The following is a 19078-nucleotide window of genomic DNA, read 5'->3' as shown; positions in this document are numbered from 1 at the left end:
TTTACTACAGCGCGCATCACCGCATGTCCAGCTTTTTATTGTCGCGATAACAAATCCCGTGATAAGAAGCCTTATGGCCAAGGAACCGACCCTCGAAGATCAGCTGTGCTTCTCGCTCTATGCGACCTCCATGGCGATCAACCGCCTCTACAAGCCGCTGCTGGACCAGCTGGGCATCACCTATCCGCAATACCTGGTGCTGAACGTGCTGTGGGAGAAAGACGGGCGCAGCATCAGCGCGATTGCCACCCGGCTGGACCTGGAGCCGAGCACGATCACGCCGCTGGTCAAACGGCTGGAGGCAGCCGGGCTGGTCACGAGAACCCGGCGCCAGGATGACGAGCGGGGCGTGGTGGTCGCATTGACCGCGCGCGGTCTGGATCTCAGGACGGAAAGCCGCAGCCTTGGTGAGGCCCTCTTCGCCCGGGCCGGCATGACGGCGGAAGAGATGATCGCCCTCAACCGCGAGGTCCGGCGCCTGCATCAGGCCCTGACAGGCAAGGAAAGCACATCGTAAAGGCGACCGGCAGACAGAGGGCCGCAAGGCGCTGAACCTGCGCTTCGAGGTCGGCCGGGCGCAGGACTTCGACGGGCGCGACCTCGACCTGATCACCTGCTTCGACTGCCTGCACGACATGGGCGATCCCGAGACCGCAGCGGCTCATATCAAGCGGGCGCTGAAGGACGGCGGCACATGGATGGTGGTCGAGCCGATGGCCGGGGATACGCTTGCGGACAATCTCAACCCGGTCGGCCTGCGATTCCAGCGCCCGGCGGCTCATCTTCGATTGTCCAAGAAGCGTGAAGCACCTTGCAGACCTCTGCCCATCCGTGCTGAGGGCCGCATTCTTCTTGCCCAATGCCTCGTTTTTCGAAAAAACAGTTCTCGCTTGCCGAGAATCATTGGTTTGATCACATGCCCCTTGAAACGCCCTCCGACGGCCCGCTGGATCGTGCCCTTGCGATCCTGGATTTCGTCGCCAGCCAGCGAAAGCCGGTCACCACGGTCGAGATCGCCCAGGAACTGGGCCTGCCGGTGCCGACGGCGCATCGGTTGATCAGCAATCTCGAGGCGCGGCAGATGGTGCAGAAGGCCCCCGGGACCAAGCGGTTCTGGGTCGGCAATCGCCTTGTGGTGCTGGCGGGCAAGACCATCAGCAACGCCTTCCGCACCGCCCGGCGCCATGCCGTCCTGACCGCCGTGGCCGGCGAGATCGGCGAGCAATGCGAGATCGGCATCGTCCGCAACAACCGCGTCGTCTATGTGGACAGCGTGCGCGTCGCGCCCTCGCAGGGCCTGCAATTCGATCCGGGCACCGATGCGCCCCTTTACTGCACCTCGACCGGCAAGATCTATCTCAGCCGGATGCCCGGCGCGGCGCGCGACAAGCTGGTCAGGACGCTGCCGATGCAGCAGCACACGCCGAACACCATCACCGATCCCGACGCGCTGCTTGCCGTGCTGGCCGAGGTCCGGCGCAAGGGCTGGGCCAGCACCAACGAGGAATATGTGCAGGGCGTCGTGGGCTGCGCGGTGCCGATTACCGCCCCCGACGGCACGCTGATCGCCTGTCTCGGGGTGTCGGTGCCGACGGCGCGGGTGCGCTATGACGAACTGGGGGCCTTCATCGAGCCATTGCAGCGCGCCGCGCATCTGCTGGCGCAGACGATTCTGGACGGCGAGGACGAGGACGGCTGACCGTCAAAGGGTGACAGCCTCATTCTTTGGAACCAGAGCAGCTGCCGGAATTCACTAATTTATCAATTTTCGGAATAATTGAATCCGAAAAGAGAAATTTTATCGTGACAGGATCGGCATCCCCTCGCATCCTGATTTTCGAAATCATTGATCTCGGAAATTGATCAACAGGAGGGCTTGCCTTGCTGAAGGTCGGTCCTCGGGGTGCAGCAGGAGAGCGATCCATGTCCTATGACGTTGCCGCGGTGCGGCGACTTTTCCCGGCGGTAGAGCGGATGACCTATCTGGATGCGGGCTTTCAGTCGCCGCTATCCGTGCCGGTGAAAGAGCGGCTCGAGGCGTTCATCGCCTCTTCCTTCGACACTGCCGGCCCCAAGTCCGAATGGCTTTCGGGCATGGAGGCGGTGCGCGGCCAGTTGGCCGCATTCGTGAACGCCGCACCCGAAGAGATCGCCTTTACCAAGAACACCTCGGAGGCGATGAACATCGCCGCCAACGCCCTGCCGCTGGAAGCCGGGGACGAGGTGCTGATGCTGGAGGGCGATCATCCGAACAACGCCTATGCCTTCCTGAACCTGGCCCGCAAGGGCGTCGAGACGCGCTTCCTGCCGATGCCCGAGGTCGTGGACGGTGCATTCTTCGAGCGGCACCTGGGCGAGCGGACACGCGCCATCTCGATGTCGCTGGTGACTTTCCATGCCGGGCATCTGTTCGATGTCGAAAGCGTCGGCCGCCTGTGCCGGGAACGCGGGCTTTTCTTCGTCGTGGACGTGATGCAGGGCATCGGCGTGGTGCCGGTGGACGTCAAGAAGATCGGTGCCACCTTCGTCGGCTCGGGCACCCACAAGGGGCTGTTGCTGCCGCAGGGGCTGGGCTTTCTGTACTGGAACCGCAAGGCGGTCGATGCCCAGCCCAGCTACATGGCCGCGATCACCCTGGAAAACCCGCCCGCCGACCTGATCGCGCGGCATGACAACATGACCGTCGCCAGCACCGCCCGCCGGTTCGAGATCGGCAACTTCAACCTGCCCGCCGTGCTGGGGCTGGGCGGGGCGCTGGAGCTGCTGGACGCCATCGGCGTCGCCGAGATCCAGGAGCATTGCCATGCCCTGGGCGACCGGCTGATCGCCGGGCTGGACCGGCTGGGCGTCGGGCTTGTCGGCCCGCGGGCGCGGGCGCATCGCGCGCCGCATATCTATGTCGCCGCGCTGCCCGCCGCGGAATGGCTGCCCTATTTCGCCGAGCAGAACATCCGTCTTTCGCCCGAACGGGACGGGGTCCGCATCTCGCTGGGCCTGTTCAGCACCGAGGCGGACATCGACCGTTTCCTCGACGCGGTCGAGGCCCGGCTGCGCGCAAGCGCCGCCGCCTGAGCAAGATGCGCCGGACCTGACCAGCAGGTCCGGCGCAATAAGAAACGAACCGACCAACAAGGGAACCAACATGAACAGCATCAAAAGCCTTGGCCTGTGCGGCGTTCTCGCCTGTGCGGCCCTTGCCGCCCCCGCTCATGCCGACAGCGTGACGCTGGAGCGCATCGCCTCGAACGAAGCGATCACCATCGGCTATCGTGAAGCCTCGATTCCGTTTTCCTATCTCGGCGCCGACCAGCAGCCGATCGGCTTCTCGCTGGACCTGTGCGCGCGGATCGTGGACAGCATCGAGGCAAAGCTCGGCAAGGAGATCCGGGTGAACTACGTCCCGGTCAATTCCTCGAACCGCATCCCGCTGATCCAGAACGGCACCGTGGACATCGAATGCGGCGGCACGGCGAACAACAAGACCCGGCAGGAGCAGGTCTCGTTCAGCGTCGCGACCTTCGTCAGCCAGCCGCGCTGGCTGGTGCTGGCCAGGAATGACCTCAAGGGCGCCGATGATCTGAAAGGCAAGACCGTCGTCGCCACGCAGGGCTCGAACGCGGTGGGCTTCGCGCAGGCGCTATCGGCCCAAGGGATGGACCTGAACATCGCCCAGGCCAAGGATCACGCGGAATCCTTCCTGATGCTGACATCGGGTCGCGCCGTGGCCTTCATGGAGGACGACATCCTGCTGGCCGGACTCCGTGCCGCGGCGCCTGATCCTGCGGCGCTGGCCTTCCTGCCCGAGGCTTATGACCGGATCTATTACGGGCTGATGTTCACCAAGGACGATGCCGAGTTCAAGGCGGTGGTGGACGACACGCTGAAGGGGCTGATGGCTTCGGGCGAGTTTACCGCGATCTATGACCAGTGGTTCACGCAACCGATCCCGCCGCGGAACGAGAACCTCGATTTCGCGATGGGCGAGGCGCTGAAGGAACGCGTCGCCAATCCAAGCGACGCCGTCGAGTGACAGCAACCCCGGCCGGGTGGCGGCTCGCGGCCCGGCCCCAAGCAAAGGTCATCGGCATGTTCGACGTGCTTTTTCAACCTGCGATAGACGGGCAGCTTTACATCCAGTGGCTGCTGTCGGGCTTGATGTGGACGCTGCTTCTGGCTGTCGGCGGCTGGTGGATCGCCTTTGCCATCGGCGTGCTGGTGGGCGTCGGGCGCACCAGCCGCAACCGCGCCGTCGCCCTGGCCGCGCGGCTTTATGTCGAGGTCTTTCGCAACATCCCGGTGCTGGTGCAGATGTTCCTGTGGTATTTCGTGCTGCCCGAGCTTCTGCCCACGGGCCTGGGCGACCGGATCAAGCAGATGCCGCCGCCCTGGGGCGCCTTTTTCCCGGCGCTGGCCTGTCTCGGCCTCTATACCGCGGCGCGCATCGCCGAGCAGGTGCGGGCGGGCATCGAGGCGCTGCCGGCCGGCCAGGACGAGGCTGCCGCCGCGCTGGGGCTTTCGCCTTGGGCCGCCCGGCGCCACATCATCGTGCCGCAGGCTCTGCGGCTGATCGTTCCCAGCCTGACCAGCGAGGTGATGGGGATCTACAAGAACACCTCGGTCGCCCTGACCATCGGCCTGTTGGAGTTGACTGCGCAGGCGCGGCAGATCTCCGAGGCGACCTTCCAGACCTTCGGCGCCTTCGCGGCGGCGACGATCATCTACCTGCTGCTGGCGCTGGTCGCCTATCGGCTGATGCTGTGGATCGACCGCCGCTTCCAGATCCCCGGCAGCGCGCCGGCCCGCAAGGCGCGCCGTCTTCCCATCCTGCGTCGCGGAGGTGCGCTATGAACGCGCTTGATTTCTCGGTCGTCGTCGATGCCCTGCCTTTCCTGTGGAAGGGGCTGCAATTCTCACTGCTGCTGACCGCCGTCGCCTTTGTCGCCGGGCTGGTGCTGGGAACCGGGCTGGCGCTGGTCCAGCATCTGCAGGTGCCGGTGCTGGCGCAGCTCGCCAAGGGCTATGTGGCGCTGATCCGCTCGATCCCGCTGATCATGGTGCTGTTCTGGTTCTTCTTCCTGGTGCCCTTGATCGCGGGCTGGATGTTCAACAACGGCCGGCCGATGCCGGTGGGCGGGGTGCTGACGGCCTTTCTGACCTTCTCGCTGTTCGAGGCGGCCTATTATTCCGAGATCATCCGCGTCGGCCTGCGCTCGGTTGGCAAGGGTCAATACGAGGCCGCCGACGCGCTGTCGCTTTCGACCTTGCAGACCTATCGGCACATCATCCTGCCGCAGGTGTTCCGGGTGACCTCGCCGATCATCCTCAGCCAGACCATCATCCTGTTCCAGGATACTTCGCTGGTCTACGTCCTGTCGCTGACCGACCTGGTGGGCGCGGCCTCCAAGGTGGCGCAGCTGAACGGCCGGCTGGTCGAAATGTATCTGACCGTGGCGGCGGTCTATCTGGTGATCTGCACCTCCGCCTCGCAACTGGTCGCGGTCCTGCGCAAGCGCACCCGCATCGCCACCAACCGCTAGAAAGGTTCCCGGCCATGAACAGCCCCGTTCCCACGGACCCCGTCATCAGGCTGACCGAGGTCAACAAGCATTACGGCAATTTCCACGCGCTGCGCGATGTGAGCCTTGAGGTCGCGAAGGGCGAAAAGATCATCATCTGCGGCCCCTCGGGTTCGGGAAAGTCGACGCTGATCCGCTGCATCAACCGCATCGAGCGGCACGACAGCGGCGAAATCCTGGTCGACGGCCACCGCCTGACCGGGGACACCAAGGATGTCGCCGCCATTCGCCGCGAGGTCGGCATGGTTTTTCAGAGCTTCAACCTGTTCCCGCATATGACCATCCTGGAAAACTGCACCATCGCCCCGCGCAAGTCGCGCGGCCTGGGCAAGGCCGAGGCGGAAGAGCGCGCCATGCATTACCTGACCAAGGTGCGCATTCCCGACCAGGCCGGAAAATATCCCGGCCAGCTTTCCGGCGGCCAGCAGCAGCGCGTCGCCATCGCGCGGGCGCTGTGCATGCAGCCGCGGGTGATGCTTTTCGACGAGCCGACCTCGGCGCTGGACCCCGAGATGGTCAAGGAGGTGCTCGACACCATGGTGGAACTGGCCGAAGAGGGCATGACCATGCTTTGCGTCACGCATGAGATGGGCTTTGCGCGGCAGGTCGCCGACCGGGTGATCTTCATGGATCGCGGTGAAAAGATCGAGGAAGCGGCGCCCGGCGCTTTCTTCACCAACCCGCAAAGCCCGCGCGCGCGTGAGTTCCTGCAACAGGTCATTCACTGACCTGAGCGATCACTGCCGATCTGCGCCTTCGCGATCGGCCCCGAGGCGACGACGTGCAGGCATCGGCCGCCCCCGGCACCGGAAAGCGGCGGACAGGGAGGCCCGAGCTTGTTCCGTCGTTGGCGGCTGGTCCGGGCATCTTATATCGAGGCCGCGAGCTCGGCGAGTTTTGCGATGGTATTCATGTTGCGAGCGGTGCCATCCGCGGCTGCGGGAATCGCCAGCTTCGAGCGGCCCATGCCCGCCGCGCCATAAGCCACATAGATTTCCCGCTTGCCCAGCCGAACCTCTTCGTCCTTCCGGTGCTTCATCGTTTCGAGCGTGTCGGCGGGTGGCGGGCTGTCCAGAAATATGGCGACAGTCCCGCTGGGCGGGGCGTCAGGAAACGGGTTCGCGTTGAGAACGTCCGCCATCTCTTTCGCGGTGCGCAGGATGACGCCGACCGGCTTGCCGGCATGGTCTTCCAGACGTTTCTCAAGCGCCCGCTTGACCTCCAACGCGGGCTGGTCGGACGAGAATACGACATTGCCGCTGGCGATATAGGTGCGGACCTTGCCGAAACCCTCGGCGGCGCACATCGCCTTCAACTCCGTCATCGGCAGCTTGCCTGTTCCGCCGACATTCACGGCGCGCAGCAGTGCAACGTATGAGACCATTCGATCTTCTCCCCAGCGTCGGCAAGGCAGTGGCTGGCTGAATGCGCCAGCATCGTGCATCCGAACCGCAAGGTTCATCAAGATTTTACAGAACGGCCACGCTCATGTCATGCCGCCGCGGCATCAGTCGCGCCGGAAATGACAGGAAAGGGACAGCGCGGCATGACGGGTTTGCGGCTGTCGAACATCGGCAAGAGCTATGGCGAGACCAGAGTCCTGTCGGGTATCGACCTCGACATCGCGGTGGGCGAATTCGTGGCCGTGCTTGGCCCCTCGGGCTGCGGCAAGACCACGCTGCTGCGGCTGGTTGCAGGCTTTGACCGTCCCGATGAAGGCACGATCACCCTGGGCGACCGGCAGGTGGCGGGTGGAAATGTCATGGTGCCGCCCGAAGGGCGCGGCATCGGCATCGTGTTCCAGAACTACGCGCTGTGGCCGCATATGTCGGTGGCGGAAAATGTCGGCTATGCGCTGAAGGTGGCGCGCCTGCCCCGGGCCGAACGCGAGGCCAGGGTGGCCCGGGCGCTGGACACCGTCAACCTGGCGCCCTTTGCCGGCCGTCGCCCGGCTGATCTGTCGGGCGGGCAACGCCAGCGGGTCGCGCTGGCCCGCTGCCTGGCCGCCGGTTCGGATCTGGTGCTGCTGGATGAGCCGCTGGCCAACCTGGATGTGCATCTGCGCGCCACGATGGAAGACGAGTTCCACCGCTTCCACCGCGAAAGCGGGGCGACGCTGGTCTATATCACCCATGACCAATCCGAGGCGATGGCCCTGGCCGACCGCATCGCGGTGATGGACAAGGGCCGCCTGCTGCAATGCGCCAGCCCCCGGCAACTATATCGCGAACCTGCCGACGCCACGGTGGCCGGTTTCATAGGGGGCGGGCTGGTGCTGCCGGTCGAGGGCCTGCGCCCCATGGGGAACGGGCTTGCCATGGCCGATCTTCTGGGAACGCGCGTCCGGCTGCGCTGCCATGCCGGGGAAACCGCCCGGCCATTGGCCATGGCCTCGACCCATCCCGCCGATATCCAGCCCGTCCATCCGGGCGAGGCCGGCATCCCCGCCCGTGTCACCGCCCGCACCTATCGCGGCGGCAGCTGGTCCTATGAGCTGCGCCCCGAGACGGATCCGTCCCTCCGGCTGCCCATGGTGCTGCCCGACACGGCCACGCCGCCCGAACCGGGCGCGCGCCTTGACCTGGCGTTCCGCGACCTCTGGGCCATCCCGCTTTCCGGCACCTCCGCTCCCGGCGCGGCGCCGATCCCTTCCTCCTCCTCTTCGCATCTTACGGAGCAATTCCAATGCGCCTGACTGTCACCACCCTTGCCCTGATGCTGTCCGCGACTGCGGTGTCGGCGCAGACCACGCTGACGCTCTACACCTCGCAATCGCCGGAAATCGCGCAGCAGACCGTCGATGCCTTCATGGCCAGGCATCCCGACATCACCGTGGAATGGATGCGCAACGGCACCTCGCAGCTGATGAACATCCTGACCGCCGAGCAGGAAGCCGGCGGCATCAAGGCCGACGTGTTGCTGGTCGCCGACAGCATCAATCTGGGCACGCTGAAAAGCCAGGGCCTGCTGCTGGCCTGGCCCGAAGCGCCGCTCGAAGGTATCGACCCGCTGATGTATGATGCCGACAAGACCTTCTTCGGCACCAAGATCTCGTCCACCGGCATCGTCTACAACACCCGGATCGCCGCGCCCGTCACGGGCTGGGCCGATCTGTTCCAGGACGCCAATGCAGGCCAGATCGTCGCCCCGAGCCCGCTTTATTCCGGCGCGGCGCTGATCCACATGCATTCGCTGCTGCAGGACGCCGCCCAGGGCTGGGACTATTACGAGCGTCTGAACGCGCTTGGCGTGGTGCCCGAGGGCGGCAATGGTCCGGTGCTCAAGGCCGTGGCCGGGGGCCAGGTGAAGTATGGCGTCAACATCGATGCCGATGTGCTGCGCGCCAAAAGGGCAGGCTCGCCGGTGGAATTCGTCTATCCGGCCGAAGGCGCCACCTTCTTTACCGAGCCGGTGGCGATCCTCGCCGGCACCGATCAGGTGGAAGCGGCCCGGACCTTCGTCAGCTTCGTGCTGTCGGAAGAGGGCCAGAAACTGGCGGCCGAACAGGGCTACATGCCGGTCGATCCCAAGGTCGCGTCGCCCGAGGGGATGCCTGCGCTGTCCGAGATCAAACTGATGCCGCTGGATGCCGACCGTGCGGTGGCCGAGGATGTCGAGGCGCGCGCCAGGTTCACCGAAATCTTCGGCGGCTGATCGGGATGACCTCCATCCCGAACAGCGCAGGGGCGCCGCGCGCGCCCCTTTTCCGGCTTTCCTCCGAAAGGATCGTTCTGGCCCTGCTGGCCGTGCTGATCCTGTCGGTTTCCGTCGCGCCGATGTTGCGGCTGGCGCAGGCGGCCCTTTTCGACGATGGCGGTCTGGCGATCGAGCGGCTGGCAAAGCTGTTCTCGCGCCCGCAGACCGGGGCGGCGATCTGGAACACCATCCATATTTCGCTGGCCTCGACCCTTGTTTCCGTGCTGGTCGGCACGATCTTCGCGGTGATCATGGTGCAGACCGACCTGAGCGGCAAATCGGCGCTGGTCTTTGCCTTCGTGCTGCCCCTGATGATCCCCCCGCAGGTGACCGCCATGGCCTGGATCCAGGCCCTCTCACCCTCCGGCCCGGTGCTGGGCTTCCTCGGCCTGTCGATGGAGGCGGGCACGCGGCATCCCTTGTATTCCAAAACCGGGATCATCCTGCTTCTGGGCATCTACAACGCACCGCTGGTCTATCTTGCGATGCAGGCCAGCCTGCGCCGCATTCCGCTGGATCTGGCCGAGGCGGCACGCGCCGCCGGCGCCGGTCCGGGCCGGGTGCTGCTGACCGTGATCCTGCCTTTGGCACGCGGCGGCATGATGGCGGCGGCCAGCCTCGCCTTCGTCTCGGCCATTGGGAATTTCGGCATTCAGGCCATGCTGGGCATTCCCGCACGCGTGCCGACGCTGATCACCCAGATCTATCAGCAGATCAATGGGCTGGGGCCAGGTGCCCTGCCGAACATGGCCGCGTTGTCCTTGGTGCTGACCGCCCTGACCGTGGCGGGCGTGCTGCTGGCCGCGCGCGCGGGCGATCGCAGCGATACCCGCGTCGATCTGGGCAGCCGTCCGCTGATGCTTCCGCTGGGTCGGGCCGGGGTCGTGGTCGCGGCGCTGCTCTGGGGCTATCTCATCGTCTCGCTGCTGCTGCCGCTGTCGGCGCTGCTCCAGACTTCGCTGGTCACCGCATACGGCCTGCCGCTGACGGCGGAGACGATGACGCTGAAGAACTACGTCTCGGCGCTGTTCCAGCAAGTGTCGCTGCGCGATGCCTTCGTCACCTCGCTGTGGCTGACCCTGTTCACCATGGGCTTTCTGATGCTGGCTTCGGTTTTCCTTGGCTATTTCCTGACATGGCGGCGCGGGCCCTTGGTGCGGCTGCTCCATTTCGGTTCCGAGGCCGCCTATACCCTGCCGGGCATCACGCTGGGCGTCGCGATGATCCTGCTGTTCCTGCGGCCCTTGCCGGGGGTCGGGGTGTCGATCTATGGCACGCCCTGGATCATCCTGGCCGCCTATGTCGCGGGTTTCTTCGCGCTGGCGCTGCGCCCGGTGCTGTCGGGCTATGCCCAGATCGACCGCGCGCTGGAAGAGGCCGCACAGGTCGCGGGTGCGGGTTTCCTGCGCCGGATGCGCGACGTGATCTGGCCGCTGATCGCGCCCACCGCCATCGCCGCCGCCGTGATCGTCTTCATGACCGCGATCAACGAGATCCAGACCTCGATCCTGCTGATCTCCTCGGGCACCCGCACCATCGGGCCGATGATCATCTTCCTCGAGGAAGGCGGGGCCTCGACCCTCGCCGCCGCCGTTGGCTGCCTGATGATCCTGGGCGTGCTGGCGCTGATGCTGCTGTCGACGGCCCTGTCGCGCTTTCTGCCGAAAGGCGTGTTGCCATGGCAGTTCTGACGGCATTCAGCGGCCTGGGCGGCAAATCCCCGGCAGCCTTCCTGCTGGAGATTGCCGGGCGGCGGATCCTGATGGATCTGGGCGAGGGGCCGACACCGGGCCAGCGCCCGGATCTGGACGGCATCGGACGGGTCGATGCGATCTTCCTGTCCCATGCGCATATCGACCATGTCGGGGCCATCGACCTGTGGCCCCGGCTGGGCTGTCCGTCGGTCTTTGCCAGCCGCACCACCTTCGACGCGCTGCCGCTGCTGGGCCTGCATCTGCCGCCCGAAGCCTGCCACGCCCTGCCGCTGCAAGGCTCTGCGCAACTGCTGAGCCTGCCTGTCCTGGTCGGGCGCAGCGGACATGCCATGGGCGGCATCTGGCTGCATCTGCCGCAAGAGGGCGGCGCGCTTTACATGGGCGACTGGAGCCGGGAATCCGGGCTTCTGCCCTTCGATCCCCCGCCCCGGGCAGGTCTGGTGATCACCGATCTTTCCTATGGCGACCGCGATCAGGCGTTGGCCGAGCAGGCGCCGGCGCTGGCGGACAGCATCGTCCCCGGCACGGTGCTGCCGGTCCCTATCCTCGGGCGCGGCGCGGATATGGCGCTGCGACTGTCCGCCCTTGGCCTGTCGCCGGTTGTCTGCCCGCAGGTCCGGGCCGAGTTGCAGGGGGCGTTGCCCGATCTGCGCAGCGTCACCACCCCGTCGGAGGCTCGCGACGGCGATGTGATCATCGCCGCAGATACCGAGCGCCCCGGCGATCTGGTGTCACGCCTGATCGCCGATGCACGAGGCTGGCGCTTCATCTTCACCGGCCATGTCGCCCCCGGCAGCGCGGCGGCGGGGCTGATCGCTGCGGGTCGCGCCAGCCGGAATCCCTGGAACGTGCATCCCCGCGCCCGCGACCAGATCTGGCTGGCCGAAATCACCGGCGCCAGGCATCTGGTTCCCGCCTTCGGGGCATTGGACGATGCCCCTGAACTCGCGCTGGCCCTGGCCCCGATCTGGCGACCGGACCGGATCTGCCCCCCGACAGAAGAAAGCCCAATCCATGCTGATCAAGGAAACCACCCGCGAGCGGGCCGAGAACGACACCACGATCCTTGTCCCGGTCCATGACCTGATCCTGCCCCAGGGCCGGATCTGCCGCCTTTACGTCGGCAACCTGACCGGCGCCAGCGACGGCGCCGCGCTGCTGGCGGCGGGCATCACCTCTTCGCTGAATGTGTCGCTGAACATCGACGTCGCGCCCCTGCAACTGCCCGACGGCACCCATATGCGCCGTGCCAAGGTGGGGCTGATCGACGGGGCGGGCAATACGCCCGCCCATCTCGCCGCCGCCGTGCTGGCGCTGGAAGGGTTGGTCACGCAGGCCAGCCCCGGCAAGCCGAACTATCCCGCCCATCGCGCCGGGCATGTGCTGGTGAATTGCCGGGGCGGGCGGTCGCGATCGGTCGTCGTGCTGGCGATCTATCTGCACCTGCGCGCGCCTGGCACGTTTCCGACGCTGGACAGTGCGGTATCCCATATCCGTAGGGCGCGCGGCAATTCGGACACCTATCCACTGCCGCCGATGCTGGATCTGGCGCGTGCGGTTCTGGCTAGCGGCAGCCTGCCCGCCCTGCTGCGCGGTTAGTCTTTCTCGTCTGAGATCATTGCCGCAGTTTAGGGGCGGTTGGTGGTTCCCTGCGACTGGACGCTGGACCGGCTGCATCCGGCCCTGCAGGCGGCGTTCATCTGCACGAATTCCGCATCGGCGGGTTGCGCTATGGCGATCCGGCCCTGCTGGACGATGGTTTCGCCGGACCCTGCACATTCGGCTATACTGAGGTCCGGTTGCAGGATTCGTCGGGCGCAACGACAGTTTCAACCATGTCTACGATTTCGGAGACGACTGGCAGCGGCTGATCCGGATCGAGATGGCTGGCGCTCGATCCGCCTGACACCTGCACGGTAAACGCGAGGGACGATTGCCAATGCTGAGCCGACGGGCCTTTTCGACCGCTCTTCTGACCACACTGGCCGCCCCGCTCGTCAGTCGGGCGGCCGCTCAGACCGCAAGCGATATGGGTTCGCTCGCCGGAGAGCTGCCTCAGCTGCATGCGATCATGGTGCAGCGGGGCGAGGATATCGTCCTTGCGGAGGCCTTTCGCGGCCCCGGCCTCGACCGGGTCGCGAATATCAAGTCATGCTCGAAAAGCATCGTTGCGCTGCTTGCCGGCAGTGCTATCTCGCAAGGAGCGATTGCCGGCGTGGATGCGACGCTGGGTGCGGTCGCGCCCTCGATCATTCCGTCGGATGCGACCCCCGGTGCCGCGGACCTGACCATCGAGGATCTGGTCACGTTGCGCGCCGGCCTTGAGGGGACATCGGGCGGCAATTACGGCGCCTGGGTCAATTCCGGCAATTGGGTTGCCTTCGCCCTGCGCCGGCCGATGGTCGCCGCGCCGGGCGGGCGCATGATCTATTCCACCGGCACCACCCATATCCTTGGCGCGGCCCTTGCGGTTGCGACGGGCGACAGCCTGCTCGAGCAGGCGCGCGCGGTTCTCGGCCGCCCGCTTGGCATTGAGATCCCCGCCTGGACCCGTGATCCGCAAGGCTTCTATTTCGGTGGCAACGAGATGGCGCTGACGCCGCGCGCCATGCTGCGCATCGCCGTTCTCCTGCGTGACGGCGGACGGTTCGAGGGCCGGCAGGTCGTTTCGACCGACTGGATGCGAGCCTCGGTCCGGCCCCGTACCCGTTCACCCTGGTCAGGGCTCGACTACGGCTATGGTTGGTTCCTGAGCGAGAGCGGGTTCATCATCGCCCGCGGCTATGGCGGCCAGATTATCGCCGCACATCCCGAACGCGACCTGGCTGTCGCCATCACCTCGGACCCGAATGCGCCTGCCCGGTCGGACGGGCATTTCGGGCGTCTGATGGAGCTGCTCGAGGGACCGCTGCTTGCAGCGCCCTGACCGACGGTTGACGAGGGAAGCGCTCGCGGTGAGGCCGTGCGAGGCATTGAGACGGGCTTGATCCGGAGGAGCCGGGGACGCGACCCCGACAATTGTCAGGACTGACGGAAACGTCACTGCGAGTGTTCCGGTGGAAGATTCAATGTGCCTGCGGGTATCCGACTGCTTGTTGTCGGCCCGCTGTCTGCGACGGAACGCTGGACCGCCATCCTGACCGTGATGCTGCAGACGTCCCGCAGCGCCGAGGCCCTGCGCGCCAATCCGCTCGGCATCTACGTCAATGCGATCTCATGGTCGCGGGAGACAAGCCAATGACCGTTGTTCTCTTCGCAGGAATGATCGGCAACCCGGCGAGAAGCTTGCCCGATCCATGCTGGCCGTTGTCCTGCTATCGGTCATCGTGCTGGCGGGCTGTGCCACTAAGAACGCGCCGTAGTTCAGCTATGACGACCATGTGCCGCCGCTGCCCTCGCCTCCCGCTGCCGTCACCGAGCCGGAGCCAAAGCCGCTGCATGTGCCGCCGGACTGGATGCCGGCGACGGGCGGCAATGCCGCGCAGAGCTGCAACCCTCTGCCATTCCCTATTCTATTGTTTCCTATACATATCCTTACTTTACCCGGACGCAATAAAGCTCATAGCTTGCCGGGGCCAGAGCCTGCACCAGAATGCGCTAAGTTGCGATAAACGCAGCATGGAGCAACGCTTCGTTTGCATATCCGCAGCACGCTGATCAGATTAACTCATTCTTCATCGCCTCGCCTGCCTTGAGGGCTAGCGCGGCGATCGTCAGGGCCGGGTTTACCGCGGCCGAAGTGGGAAGGATCGAGGCGTCGGTGATCCATAGATTGGGAATGTCATGGCTCCGGCAGTCCAGATCGACAACCGACTTGTGCGGATCGACACCGAGGCGCGCGGTGCCGCATTGATGCGAGGTGGTCTTGTTGCCGAATATCCGCACCATCACCACCGGGAATCCCGCGCGTTTCATCACCTGCCTGGCGCGCTTGATCAACAGGTGATGCGCATCCATGTTGGAGCGCTGCCAGTCCATGACGATATTCTCGCCCCGAACCAGAACACGACTGTTCGGATTGGGCAGGTCCTCGCTGGTCAGAAACCAGCCGAAGGCGCGGTCGGCCATCAGCCTTGCCAGGAAACGCGGCATGGCCGGCACCTGCGCCTTGAGGATGTTGCCTGTGATCCGTCCCAAAAGCTGCACATTGCCAAGCGGCGCATGAACCTGGGGATCGTCGTTGTAGAAATCGTTGAAGAACAGCGTTTTCTGATAGACCGAGTCATTCCGCAGAAACGGGTTCAGCGTGATCATCGCGCTGGTGTTGTGGTTCATGAAGTTCCGGCCAAGCTGGTCCGAGCGGTTGCCCAAGCCGGTCGGATGCGCTGCGTTGGCCGAGCGCAGCAGCAGCGCCGCCGATTGCACCGCCCCCGCCGCCACGGCGAAATGCCGCGCGGTCAGGCGCTCTTCGCGCCCGTTGCGGCGAAGGACCGCCGCGACCACCTCGTGCCCGTCCGCACCGGTTTCCAACCGCATCACCTGCGCGCCGGTCATCAGCCGAACGTTGGGATGCTTCAGCGCATCGGCCAGCGGTCCGGCCTCGGCATCGATCTTGCCGGCGCCGCCGGTGTTGGGGAAAGCGTCCCAACCCGTCCGACCACGCTTCAGCCAGGCATCGATGTCGATGGCCAGCGGCAGGCTTGCGGGATGGACGCCCGCCCGCTTCAGCCGCTCGCGTACCAGCTGCAGCGCCGGCTCGTCCGGGACCGGCGGAAAAGGAAACGGACCCGACCGGGGAGGCTCGGTCAGGTCCTGCCCGGTCGCGCCGCGCACCTTGAACAGCGCCTCCGCCCGGGCATACCACGGCTCCATGTCGTCATAGGACATATCCCAGCCGGGCGAGGTGCCCTGCAGATGCGGGCGTGCCCTGAAATCCTCGACGCGGTAGCGATACATCACCGCGCCGTAGAATTTCGAGTTGCCGCCGACGTAGTAATAGTTCCCCGGCAGGAATTTCTTGCCGTCGGAGCCGATCCATTCCTCGTCCGAGCGATAGAAGCCCCGCTCGAAGATCGCCATATCGTCGCGCGCCTCGGGCGTGTCGGCCAGATGCTCGCCGCGTTCCAGGATCAGGATCCGCGCACCCGAAGGAGCCAGCTCCGAGGCGAGCGTGGCGCCCCCGATGCCCGAACCGATGATGACGACATCGCTGTCCGTGCTCATGGTTACCTCAGTCGATGCGGATTTCGGTCTGCGGATCGAACAGAACCACCTTGGCCATCTCGACCGCAAGCCGGGCGGTCTGGCCCGCATGCGCGGTGCGCGGTGCAAGCCGGGCGATCACCTCGACGCCGCCCAGGGTGAACATGGCAAGCGTATCGGGACCGGTGGGCTCGACCACCTCGATGGCGGCCTGCACGGCCTGCTGGCCCGGCTCGGCGACGGAAAAACCCTCGGGACGGATGCCGACCAGCACCGGCTTGCCGGCATATTGCCGTCGTGCGTCCTCGCTGACCGCCACGCCGGAAATGCGCGACTTGCCGCCATCGGGCTGGTCCATCTCCAGCTCCGGCCCCGCGGCACCCTCGATCAGGCGGCCCGGGATGATGTTCATCGCCGGCGAGCCTACGAAACGCGCCACATAGACATTGGCCGGCCGGTCATAGACCACCTGCGGCTCGTCCAGATGCTGCACGATGCCGTCCTTCATCACCGCGACGCGGGTGGCCAGCGTCATCGCCTCGATCTGGTCATGCGTCACATAGACGATGGTGGTGCCCAGCCGCTGGTGCAGGCGCTTGATCTCGGTGCGCATGTCCACGCGCAGCTTGGCGTCCAGGTTCGACAGCGGCTCGTCGAACAGGAACAGCTTGGGATGACGGACCAGCGCGCGGCCCATGGCGACCCGCTGTCGCTGCCCGCCCGACAGTTGCGAGGGGCGGCGATCCAGCAGATGCGCCATCTGCAAAAGCTCGGCCGCCTCGCGGGTGGCCTTGTCGCGCTCGGCCGGCGGCACGCCGCGGATCTTCATGCCGAACTCGATGTTCTGGCGCACCGTCATGGTCGGGTAGAGCGCATAGGACTGGAACACCATGGCGATGTCGCGGTCCTTGGGCGAGAGGTCGTTCACCACATCGCCGTCGATGCGGATCTGGCCGGCGGTGATGCCCTCAAGGCCCGCGATCATGTTGAGCAGCGTGGACTTGCCGCAGCCCGAGGGGCCGAGCAGCACCAGGAAGTCCCCGCTGCCGATCGAGATGCTGACCTCCTTGAGCACCTCCATGTTGCCATAGGCCTTGCGGACGCGATCGATTTCAAGAGTAGCCATATCGGTCAGCCTTTCACTGCGCCGGCGGTCAGCCCACGGACGAAATAGCGGCCCGCGACGACATAGACGACAAGGGTGGGAAGAGCGGCGATCATGGCGGCGGCCATGTCGACGTTATACTGTTTGCGACCCATGGTGACGTTCACCACGTTGTTCAGCGCCACGGTGACGGGCGAGGATTCCCCGGCGGTGAAGGACACGCCGAACAGGAAATCGTTCCAGATCTGGGTGAACTGCCAGATGCACGAGACGACCATGATCGGCAGCGCCGCCGGCAGCATGATCGAGAAGAAGATGCGGAAGAAGCCCGCACCGTCGATCTGCGCCGCCTTGGTCAGCTCGTCCGGGATGGTGACGAAATAGTTGCGGAAGAACAGCGTGGTAAAGCAGATGCCATAGACGGTATGCACCAGCACTAGGCCCGGGATCGTGCCCGACAGCCCCAGCTTGCCCAGCACCTGCGCCATCGGCAGCAAGACCGCCTGGAACGGCAGGAAGCAGCCGAACAGGATCAACCCGAAGACCAGGTTGGCGCCGCGAAAGCGCCATTTCGTCAGCACATAGCCGTTCAGCGCCCCGATGCCCGTGGACAGCAGGACCGCCGGGACGACCATCATCAGCGAGTTGATGAAATAGGGCTTCAACCCGGTGCAGGCGGTGCCGATGCAGGCCTGGCTCCAGGCCTTGCCCCAGGCCTCGAACGTAACCGCCTGCGGCAGGCCGATGAAGGAGCCGCCATAGATCTCGTCCAGCGATTTCAGCGAGGTGGTGATCATCACCCAGAGCGGCATCAGGTAAAGGGCGGCCAACAGCACCAGGCTGCCATAGATGAAGGCCCGCCCGATCATGCGCGAGCGCGCGGCAGAGCCGTATTCACTGGCCATCGCGGCTCTCCTTCAACTCGGAATAGAGATAGGGGATGATGATCGCGGCGACCGTCATCAGCATCATCATGGCGCTGGCCGCGCCGACGCCCATCTGGTTGCGCCGGAACGTGGCCGAGAACATGAAGGTCGAGGGCACCTCGGTCGCATTGCCCGGCCCGCCGTTGGTCATGGCCAGCACCAGGTCGAAGTTCTTGATGGCGATATAGCTCAGCAGCACGGTCACCGACAGGAAGGCGGGGCGCAGCATCGGCACGATGATGCTGGCATAGATGCGGGGCAGGGTGGCCCCCTCGATCTGCGCAGCCTTGATCACCGAATTGTCGATACCGCGCAGCCCGGCCAGGAAAATGGCCATGGCGAAGCCCGAGGATTGCCAGACCGCGGCGATGACGATGGTGTAGATGGCGAATTTCGGCTGGGTGATCCAGTTGAAGACGAAGCTTTCCCAGCCAAGCCCGTTGACCACCTTCTGGATGCCGAGGTCCGGGTTCAGGATCCATTTCCAGGCCGTGCCGGTGACGATGAACGAGAGCGCCATCGGGTAGAGATAGACGGCGCGCAACGCGCCCTCGGCCCGGATGTTCTGGTCCAGCAGGATCGCCATGACCAGCCCGACCCCGATGGTCACGGCCAGAAACAGCGCCGAAAAGATGAACAGGTTCGCCACCGCCGTATGCCAGCGCGGCGTGGCCCACAGCCGGTAATACTGCTCCAGCCCGACGAAATCGTATTGCGGTACCATTCTGGACGAGGACAGCGAGATCCAGCCGGTCCAGGCGATGAACAGATAGACACCGACAAGGATCACCAGCAGGCTTGGCGCCATGACCAGGCGCGGCAGCCAGTCGGCCAACCGGTCGGAGAAGCTTTTCTTTCGGGTCATGACGATCCTCTCCAGAAAAAGGGGACAATGCGGAAGGGCCTGCCGGGGTGGCG

At 65.4% G+C, this 19078-nt stretch carries 18 protein-coding genes and 2 pseudogenes; 15 read left to right on the top strand and 5 right to left on the bottom strand.

Features of this window, described 5'->3' with window-relative positions; translation table 11 throughout:
- Positions 1–73 precede the first annotated feature (73 nt).
- From BLT64_RS20625 to BLT64_RS20590, 8 genes and pseudogenes are all read left to right on the top strand, one after another.
- Positions 74–517 (top strand): MarR family winged helix-turn-helix transcriptional regulator, encoded by a 444-nt coding sequence (locus BLT64_RS20625; RefSeq protein ID WP_011747397.1) that lies wholly within the window; start codon positions 74–76, stop codon positions 515–517.
- A 28-nt stretch (positions 518–545) separates the two neighbouring features.
- Positions 546–686 (top strand): annotated as a pseudogene (locus BLT64_RS27765) (methyltransferase domain-containing protein); the annotation flags it as partial.
- A gap of 230 nt (positions 687–916) precedes the next feature.
- Positions 917–1699: an IclR family transcriptional regulator gene (locus tag BLT64_RS20615; RefSeq protein WP_041530117.1), complete on the top strand. Its 783-nt coding sequence runs from the start codon at positions 917–919 to the stop codon at positions 1697–1699.
- Between the two features lie 224 nt (positions 1700–1923).
- Complete coding sequence (locus BLT64_RS20610; protein ID WP_011747400.1) at positions 1924–3072, top strand: aminotransferase class V-fold PLP-dependent enzyme; 1149 nt, start codon at positions 1924–1926, stop codon at positions 3070–3072.
- 70 nt (positions 3073–3142) lie between these two features.
- Entirely contained in the window at positions 3143–4030 is an 888-nt protein-coding gene (locus BLT64_RS20605; RefSeq protein WP_011747401.1) for an amino acid ABC transporter substrate-binding protein, read from the top strand.
- A 56-nt stretch (positions 4031–4086) separates the two neighbouring features.
- Positions 4087–4848: an amino acid ABC transporter permease gene (locus BLT64_RS20600; RefSeq protein WP_011747402.1), complete on the top strand. Its 762-nt coding sequence runs from the start codon at positions 4087–4089 to the stop codon at positions 4846–4848.
- On the top strand, positions 4845–5537 hold the full coding sequence (locus BLT64_RS20595) for an amino acid ABC transporter permease (protein ID WP_011747403.1): 693 nt from the start codon (positions 4845–4847) through the stop codon (positions 5535–5537). The genes BLT64_RS20600 and BLT64_RS20595 overlap by 4 nt, the downstream gene beginning before the upstream one ends.
- A gap of 14 nt (positions 5538–5551) precedes the next feature.
- Positions 5552–6304: an amino acid ABC transporter ATP-binding protein gene (locus BLT64_RS20590; protein WP_011747404.1), complete on the top strand. Its 753-nt coding sequence runs from the start codon at positions 5552–5554 to the stop codon at positions 6302–6304.
- Positions 6305–6444: 140 nt separating this feature from the next.
- Here BLT64_RS20590 and BLT64_RS20585 read toward each other — a convergent pair whose 3' ends face one another.
- A complete protein-coding gene (locus BLT64_RS20585; RefSeq protein ID WP_232290495.1) occupies positions 6445–7038 on the bottom strand; it encodes a DUF1697 domain-containing protein in 594 nt (197 codons plus the stop codon).
- Between the two features lie 84 nt (positions 7039–7122).
- Here BLT64_RS20585 and BLT64_RS20580 point away from each other — a divergent pair, with 84 nt between their 5' ends.
- The 7 genes and pseudogenes from BLT64_RS20580 to BLT64_RS20545 form a co-directional block, all read left to right on the top strand.
- Positions 7123–8271 carry an ABC transporter ATP-binding protein gene (locus BLT64_RS20580; protein WP_011747406.1) on the top strand — a complete coding sequence of 383 codons (1149 nt, stop codon included), beginning with the start codon at positions 7123–7125 and terminating at the stop codon, positions 8269–8271.
- Positions 8262–9230 carry an ABC transporter substrate-binding protein gene (locus BLT64_RS20575; protein WP_011747407.1) on the top strand — a complete coding sequence of 323 codons (969 nt, stop codon included), beginning with the start codon at positions 8262–8264 and terminating at the stop codon, positions 9228–9230. The genes BLT64_RS20580 and BLT64_RS20575 overlap by 10 nt, the downstream gene beginning before the upstream one ends.
- A gap of 5 nt (positions 9231–9235) precedes the next feature.
- A complete protein-coding gene (locus tag BLT64_RS20570) occupies positions 9236–10963 on the top strand; it encodes an ABC transporter permease (RefSeq protein ID WP_011747408.1) in 1728 nt (575 codons plus the stop codon).
- On the top strand, positions 10951–12069 hold the full coding sequence (locus tag BLT64_RS20565; RefSeq protein WP_011747409.1) for an MBL fold metallo-hydrolase: 1119 nt from the start codon (positions 10951–10953) through the stop codon (positions 12067–12069). Before BLT64_RS20570 ends, BLT64_RS20565 begins: the two co-directional genes overlap by 13 nt.
- The gene (locus BLT64_RS20560; RefSeq protein ID WP_041529813.1) at positions 12002–12586 is read left to right on the top strand and encodes a protein-tyrosine phosphatase family protein; all 585 of its coding nucleotides are present in this window, start codon (positions 12002–12004) and stop codon (positions 12584–12586) included. The genes BLT64_RS20565 and BLT64_RS20560 overlap by 68 nt, the downstream gene beginning before the upstream one ends.
- A gap of 340 nt (positions 12587–12926) precedes the next feature.
- Positions 12927–13913 carry a serine hydrolase domain-containing protein gene (locus BLT64_RS20550; protein ID WP_011747412.1) on the top strand — a complete coding sequence of 329 codons (987 nt, stop codon included), beginning with the start codon at positions 12927–12929 and terminating at the stop codon, positions 13911–13913.
- Between the two features lie 174 nt (positions 13914–14087).
- Positions 14088–14228 (top strand): annotated as a pseudogene (locus BLT64_RS20545) (VirB8/TrbF family protein); the annotation flags it as partial.
- Positions 14229–14644: 416 nt separating this feature from the next.
- Here the strand turns inward: BLT64_RS20545 and BLT64_RS20540 are convergent.
- From BLT64_RS20540 to BLT64_RS20525, 4 genes are read right to left on the bottom strand one after another with little or no spacing between them, the layout of a single operon-like run.
- Positions 14645–16150 (bottom strand): GMC family oxidoreductase, encoded by a 1506-nt coding sequence (locus BLT64_RS20540; protein ID WP_011747414.1) that lies wholly within the window; start codon positions 16148–16150, stop codon positions 14645–14647.
- Positions 16151–16157: 7 nt separating this feature from the next.
- A complete protein-coding gene (locus BLT64_RS20535) occupies positions 16158–17255 on the bottom strand; it encodes an ABC transporter ATP-binding protein (protein WP_011747415.1) in 1098 nt (365 codons plus the stop codon).
- Positions 17256–17260: 5 nt separating this feature from the next.
- Positions 17261–18139 (bottom strand): carbohydrate ABC transporter permease, encoded by an 879-nt coding sequence (locus BLT64_RS20530; RefSeq protein ID WP_011747416.1) that lies wholly within the window; start codon positions 18137–18139, stop codon positions 17261–17263.
- On the bottom strand, positions 18129–19025 hold the full coding sequence (locus BLT64_RS20525) for a carbohydrate ABC transporter permease (protein ID WP_011747417.1): 897 nt from the start codon (positions 19023–19025) through the stop codon (positions 18129–18131). The genes BLT64_RS20530 and BLT64_RS20525 overlap by 11 nt, the downstream gene beginning before the upstream one ends.
- Positions 19026–19078 lie beyond the last annotated feature (53 nt).

The organism is Paracoccus denitrificans (genome assembly GCF_900100045.1).
In the GTDB taxonomy this organism is placed as follows: domain Bacteria; phylum Pseudomonadota; class Alphaproteobacteria; order Rhodobacterales; family Rhodobacteraceae; genus Paracoccus; species Paracoccus denitrificans.
The sequence above is the reverse complement of the archived record's forward strand: the minus strand, read 5'-3'. Positions and strand labels throughout refer to the sequence as shown.

What these genes read in the sequence shown, in the direction of transcription:
- BLT64_RS20625 (WP_011747397.1), top strand. Translation starts at nt 74, where the DNA reads ATGGCCAAGGAACCGACCCTCGAAGATCAGCTGTGCTTCTCGCTCTAT.
- BLT64_RS20615 (WP_041530117.1), top strand. Translation starts at nt 917, where the DNA reads ATGCCCCTTGAAACGCCCTCCGACGGCCCGCTGGATCGTGCCCTTGCG.
- BLT64_RS20610 (WP_011747400.1), top strand. Translation starts at nt 1,924, where the DNA reads ATGTCCTATGACGTTGCCGCGGTGCGGCGACTTTTCCCGGCGGTAGAG.
- BLT64_RS20605 (WP_011747401.1), top strand. Translation starts at nt 3,143, where the DNA reads ATGAACAGCATCAAAAGCCTTGGCCTGTGCGGCGTTCTCGCCTGTGCG.
- BLT64_RS20600 (WP_011747402.1), top strand. Translation starts at nt 4,087, where the DNA reads ATGTTCGACGTGCTTTTTCAACCTGCGATAGACGGGCAGCTTTACATC.
- BLT64_RS20595 (WP_011747403.1), top strand. Translation starts at nt 4,845, where the DNA reads ATGAACGCGCTTGATTTCTCGGTCGTCGTCGATGCCCTGCCTTTCCTG.
- BLT64_RS20590 (WP_011747404.1), top strand. Translation starts at nt 5,552, where the DNA reads ATGAACAGCCCCGTTCCCACGGACCCCGTCATCAGGCTGACCGAGGTC.
- BLT64_RS20585 (WP_232290495.1), bottom strand. Translation starts at nt 7,038, where the DNA reads ATGAACCTTGCGGTTCGGATGCACGATGCTGGCGCATTCAGCCAGCCA.
- BLT64_RS20580 (WP_011747406.1), top strand. Translation starts at nt 7,123, where the DNA reads ATGACGGGTTTGCGGCTGTCGAACATCGGCAAGAGCTATGGCGAGACC.
- BLT64_RS20575 (WP_011747407.1), top strand. Translation starts at nt 8,262, where the DNA reads ATGCGCCTGACTGTCACCACCCTTGCCCTGATGCTGTCCGCGACTGCG.
- BLT64_RS20570 (WP_011747408.1), top strand. Translation starts at nt 9,236, where the DNA reads ATGACCTCCATCCCGAACAGCGCAGGGGCGCCGCGCGCGCCCCTTTTC.
- BLT64_RS20565 (WP_011747409.1), top strand. Translation starts at nt 10,951, where the DNA reads ATGGCAGTTCTGACGGCATTCAGCGGCCTGGGCGGCAAATCCCCGGCA.
- BLT64_RS20560 (WP_041529813.1), top strand. Translation starts at nt 12,002, where the DNA reads ATGCTGATCAAGGAAACCACCCGCGAGCGGGCCGAGAACGACACCACG.
- BLT64_RS20550 (WP_011747412.1), top strand. Translation starts at nt 12,927, where the DNA reads ATGCTGAGCCGACGGGCCTTTTCGACCGCTCTTCTGACCACACTGGCC.
- BLT64_RS20540 (WP_011747414.1), bottom strand. Translation starts at nt 16,150, where the DNA reads ATGAGCACGGACAGCGATGTCGTCATCATCGGTTCGGGCATCGGGGGC.
- BLT64_RS20535 (WP_011747415.1), bottom strand. Translation starts at nt 17,255, where the DNA reads ATGGCTACTCTTGAAATCGATCGCGTCCGCAAGGCCTATGGCAACATG.
- BLT64_RS20530 (WP_011747416.1), bottom strand. Translation starts at nt 18,139, where the DNA reads ATGGCCAGTGAATACGGCTCTGCCGCGCGCTCGCGCATGATCGGGCGG.
- BLT64_RS20525 (WP_011747417.1), bottom strand. Translation starts at nt 19,025, where the DNA reads ATGACCCGAAAGAAAAGCTTCTCCGACCGGTTGGCCGACTGGCTGCCG.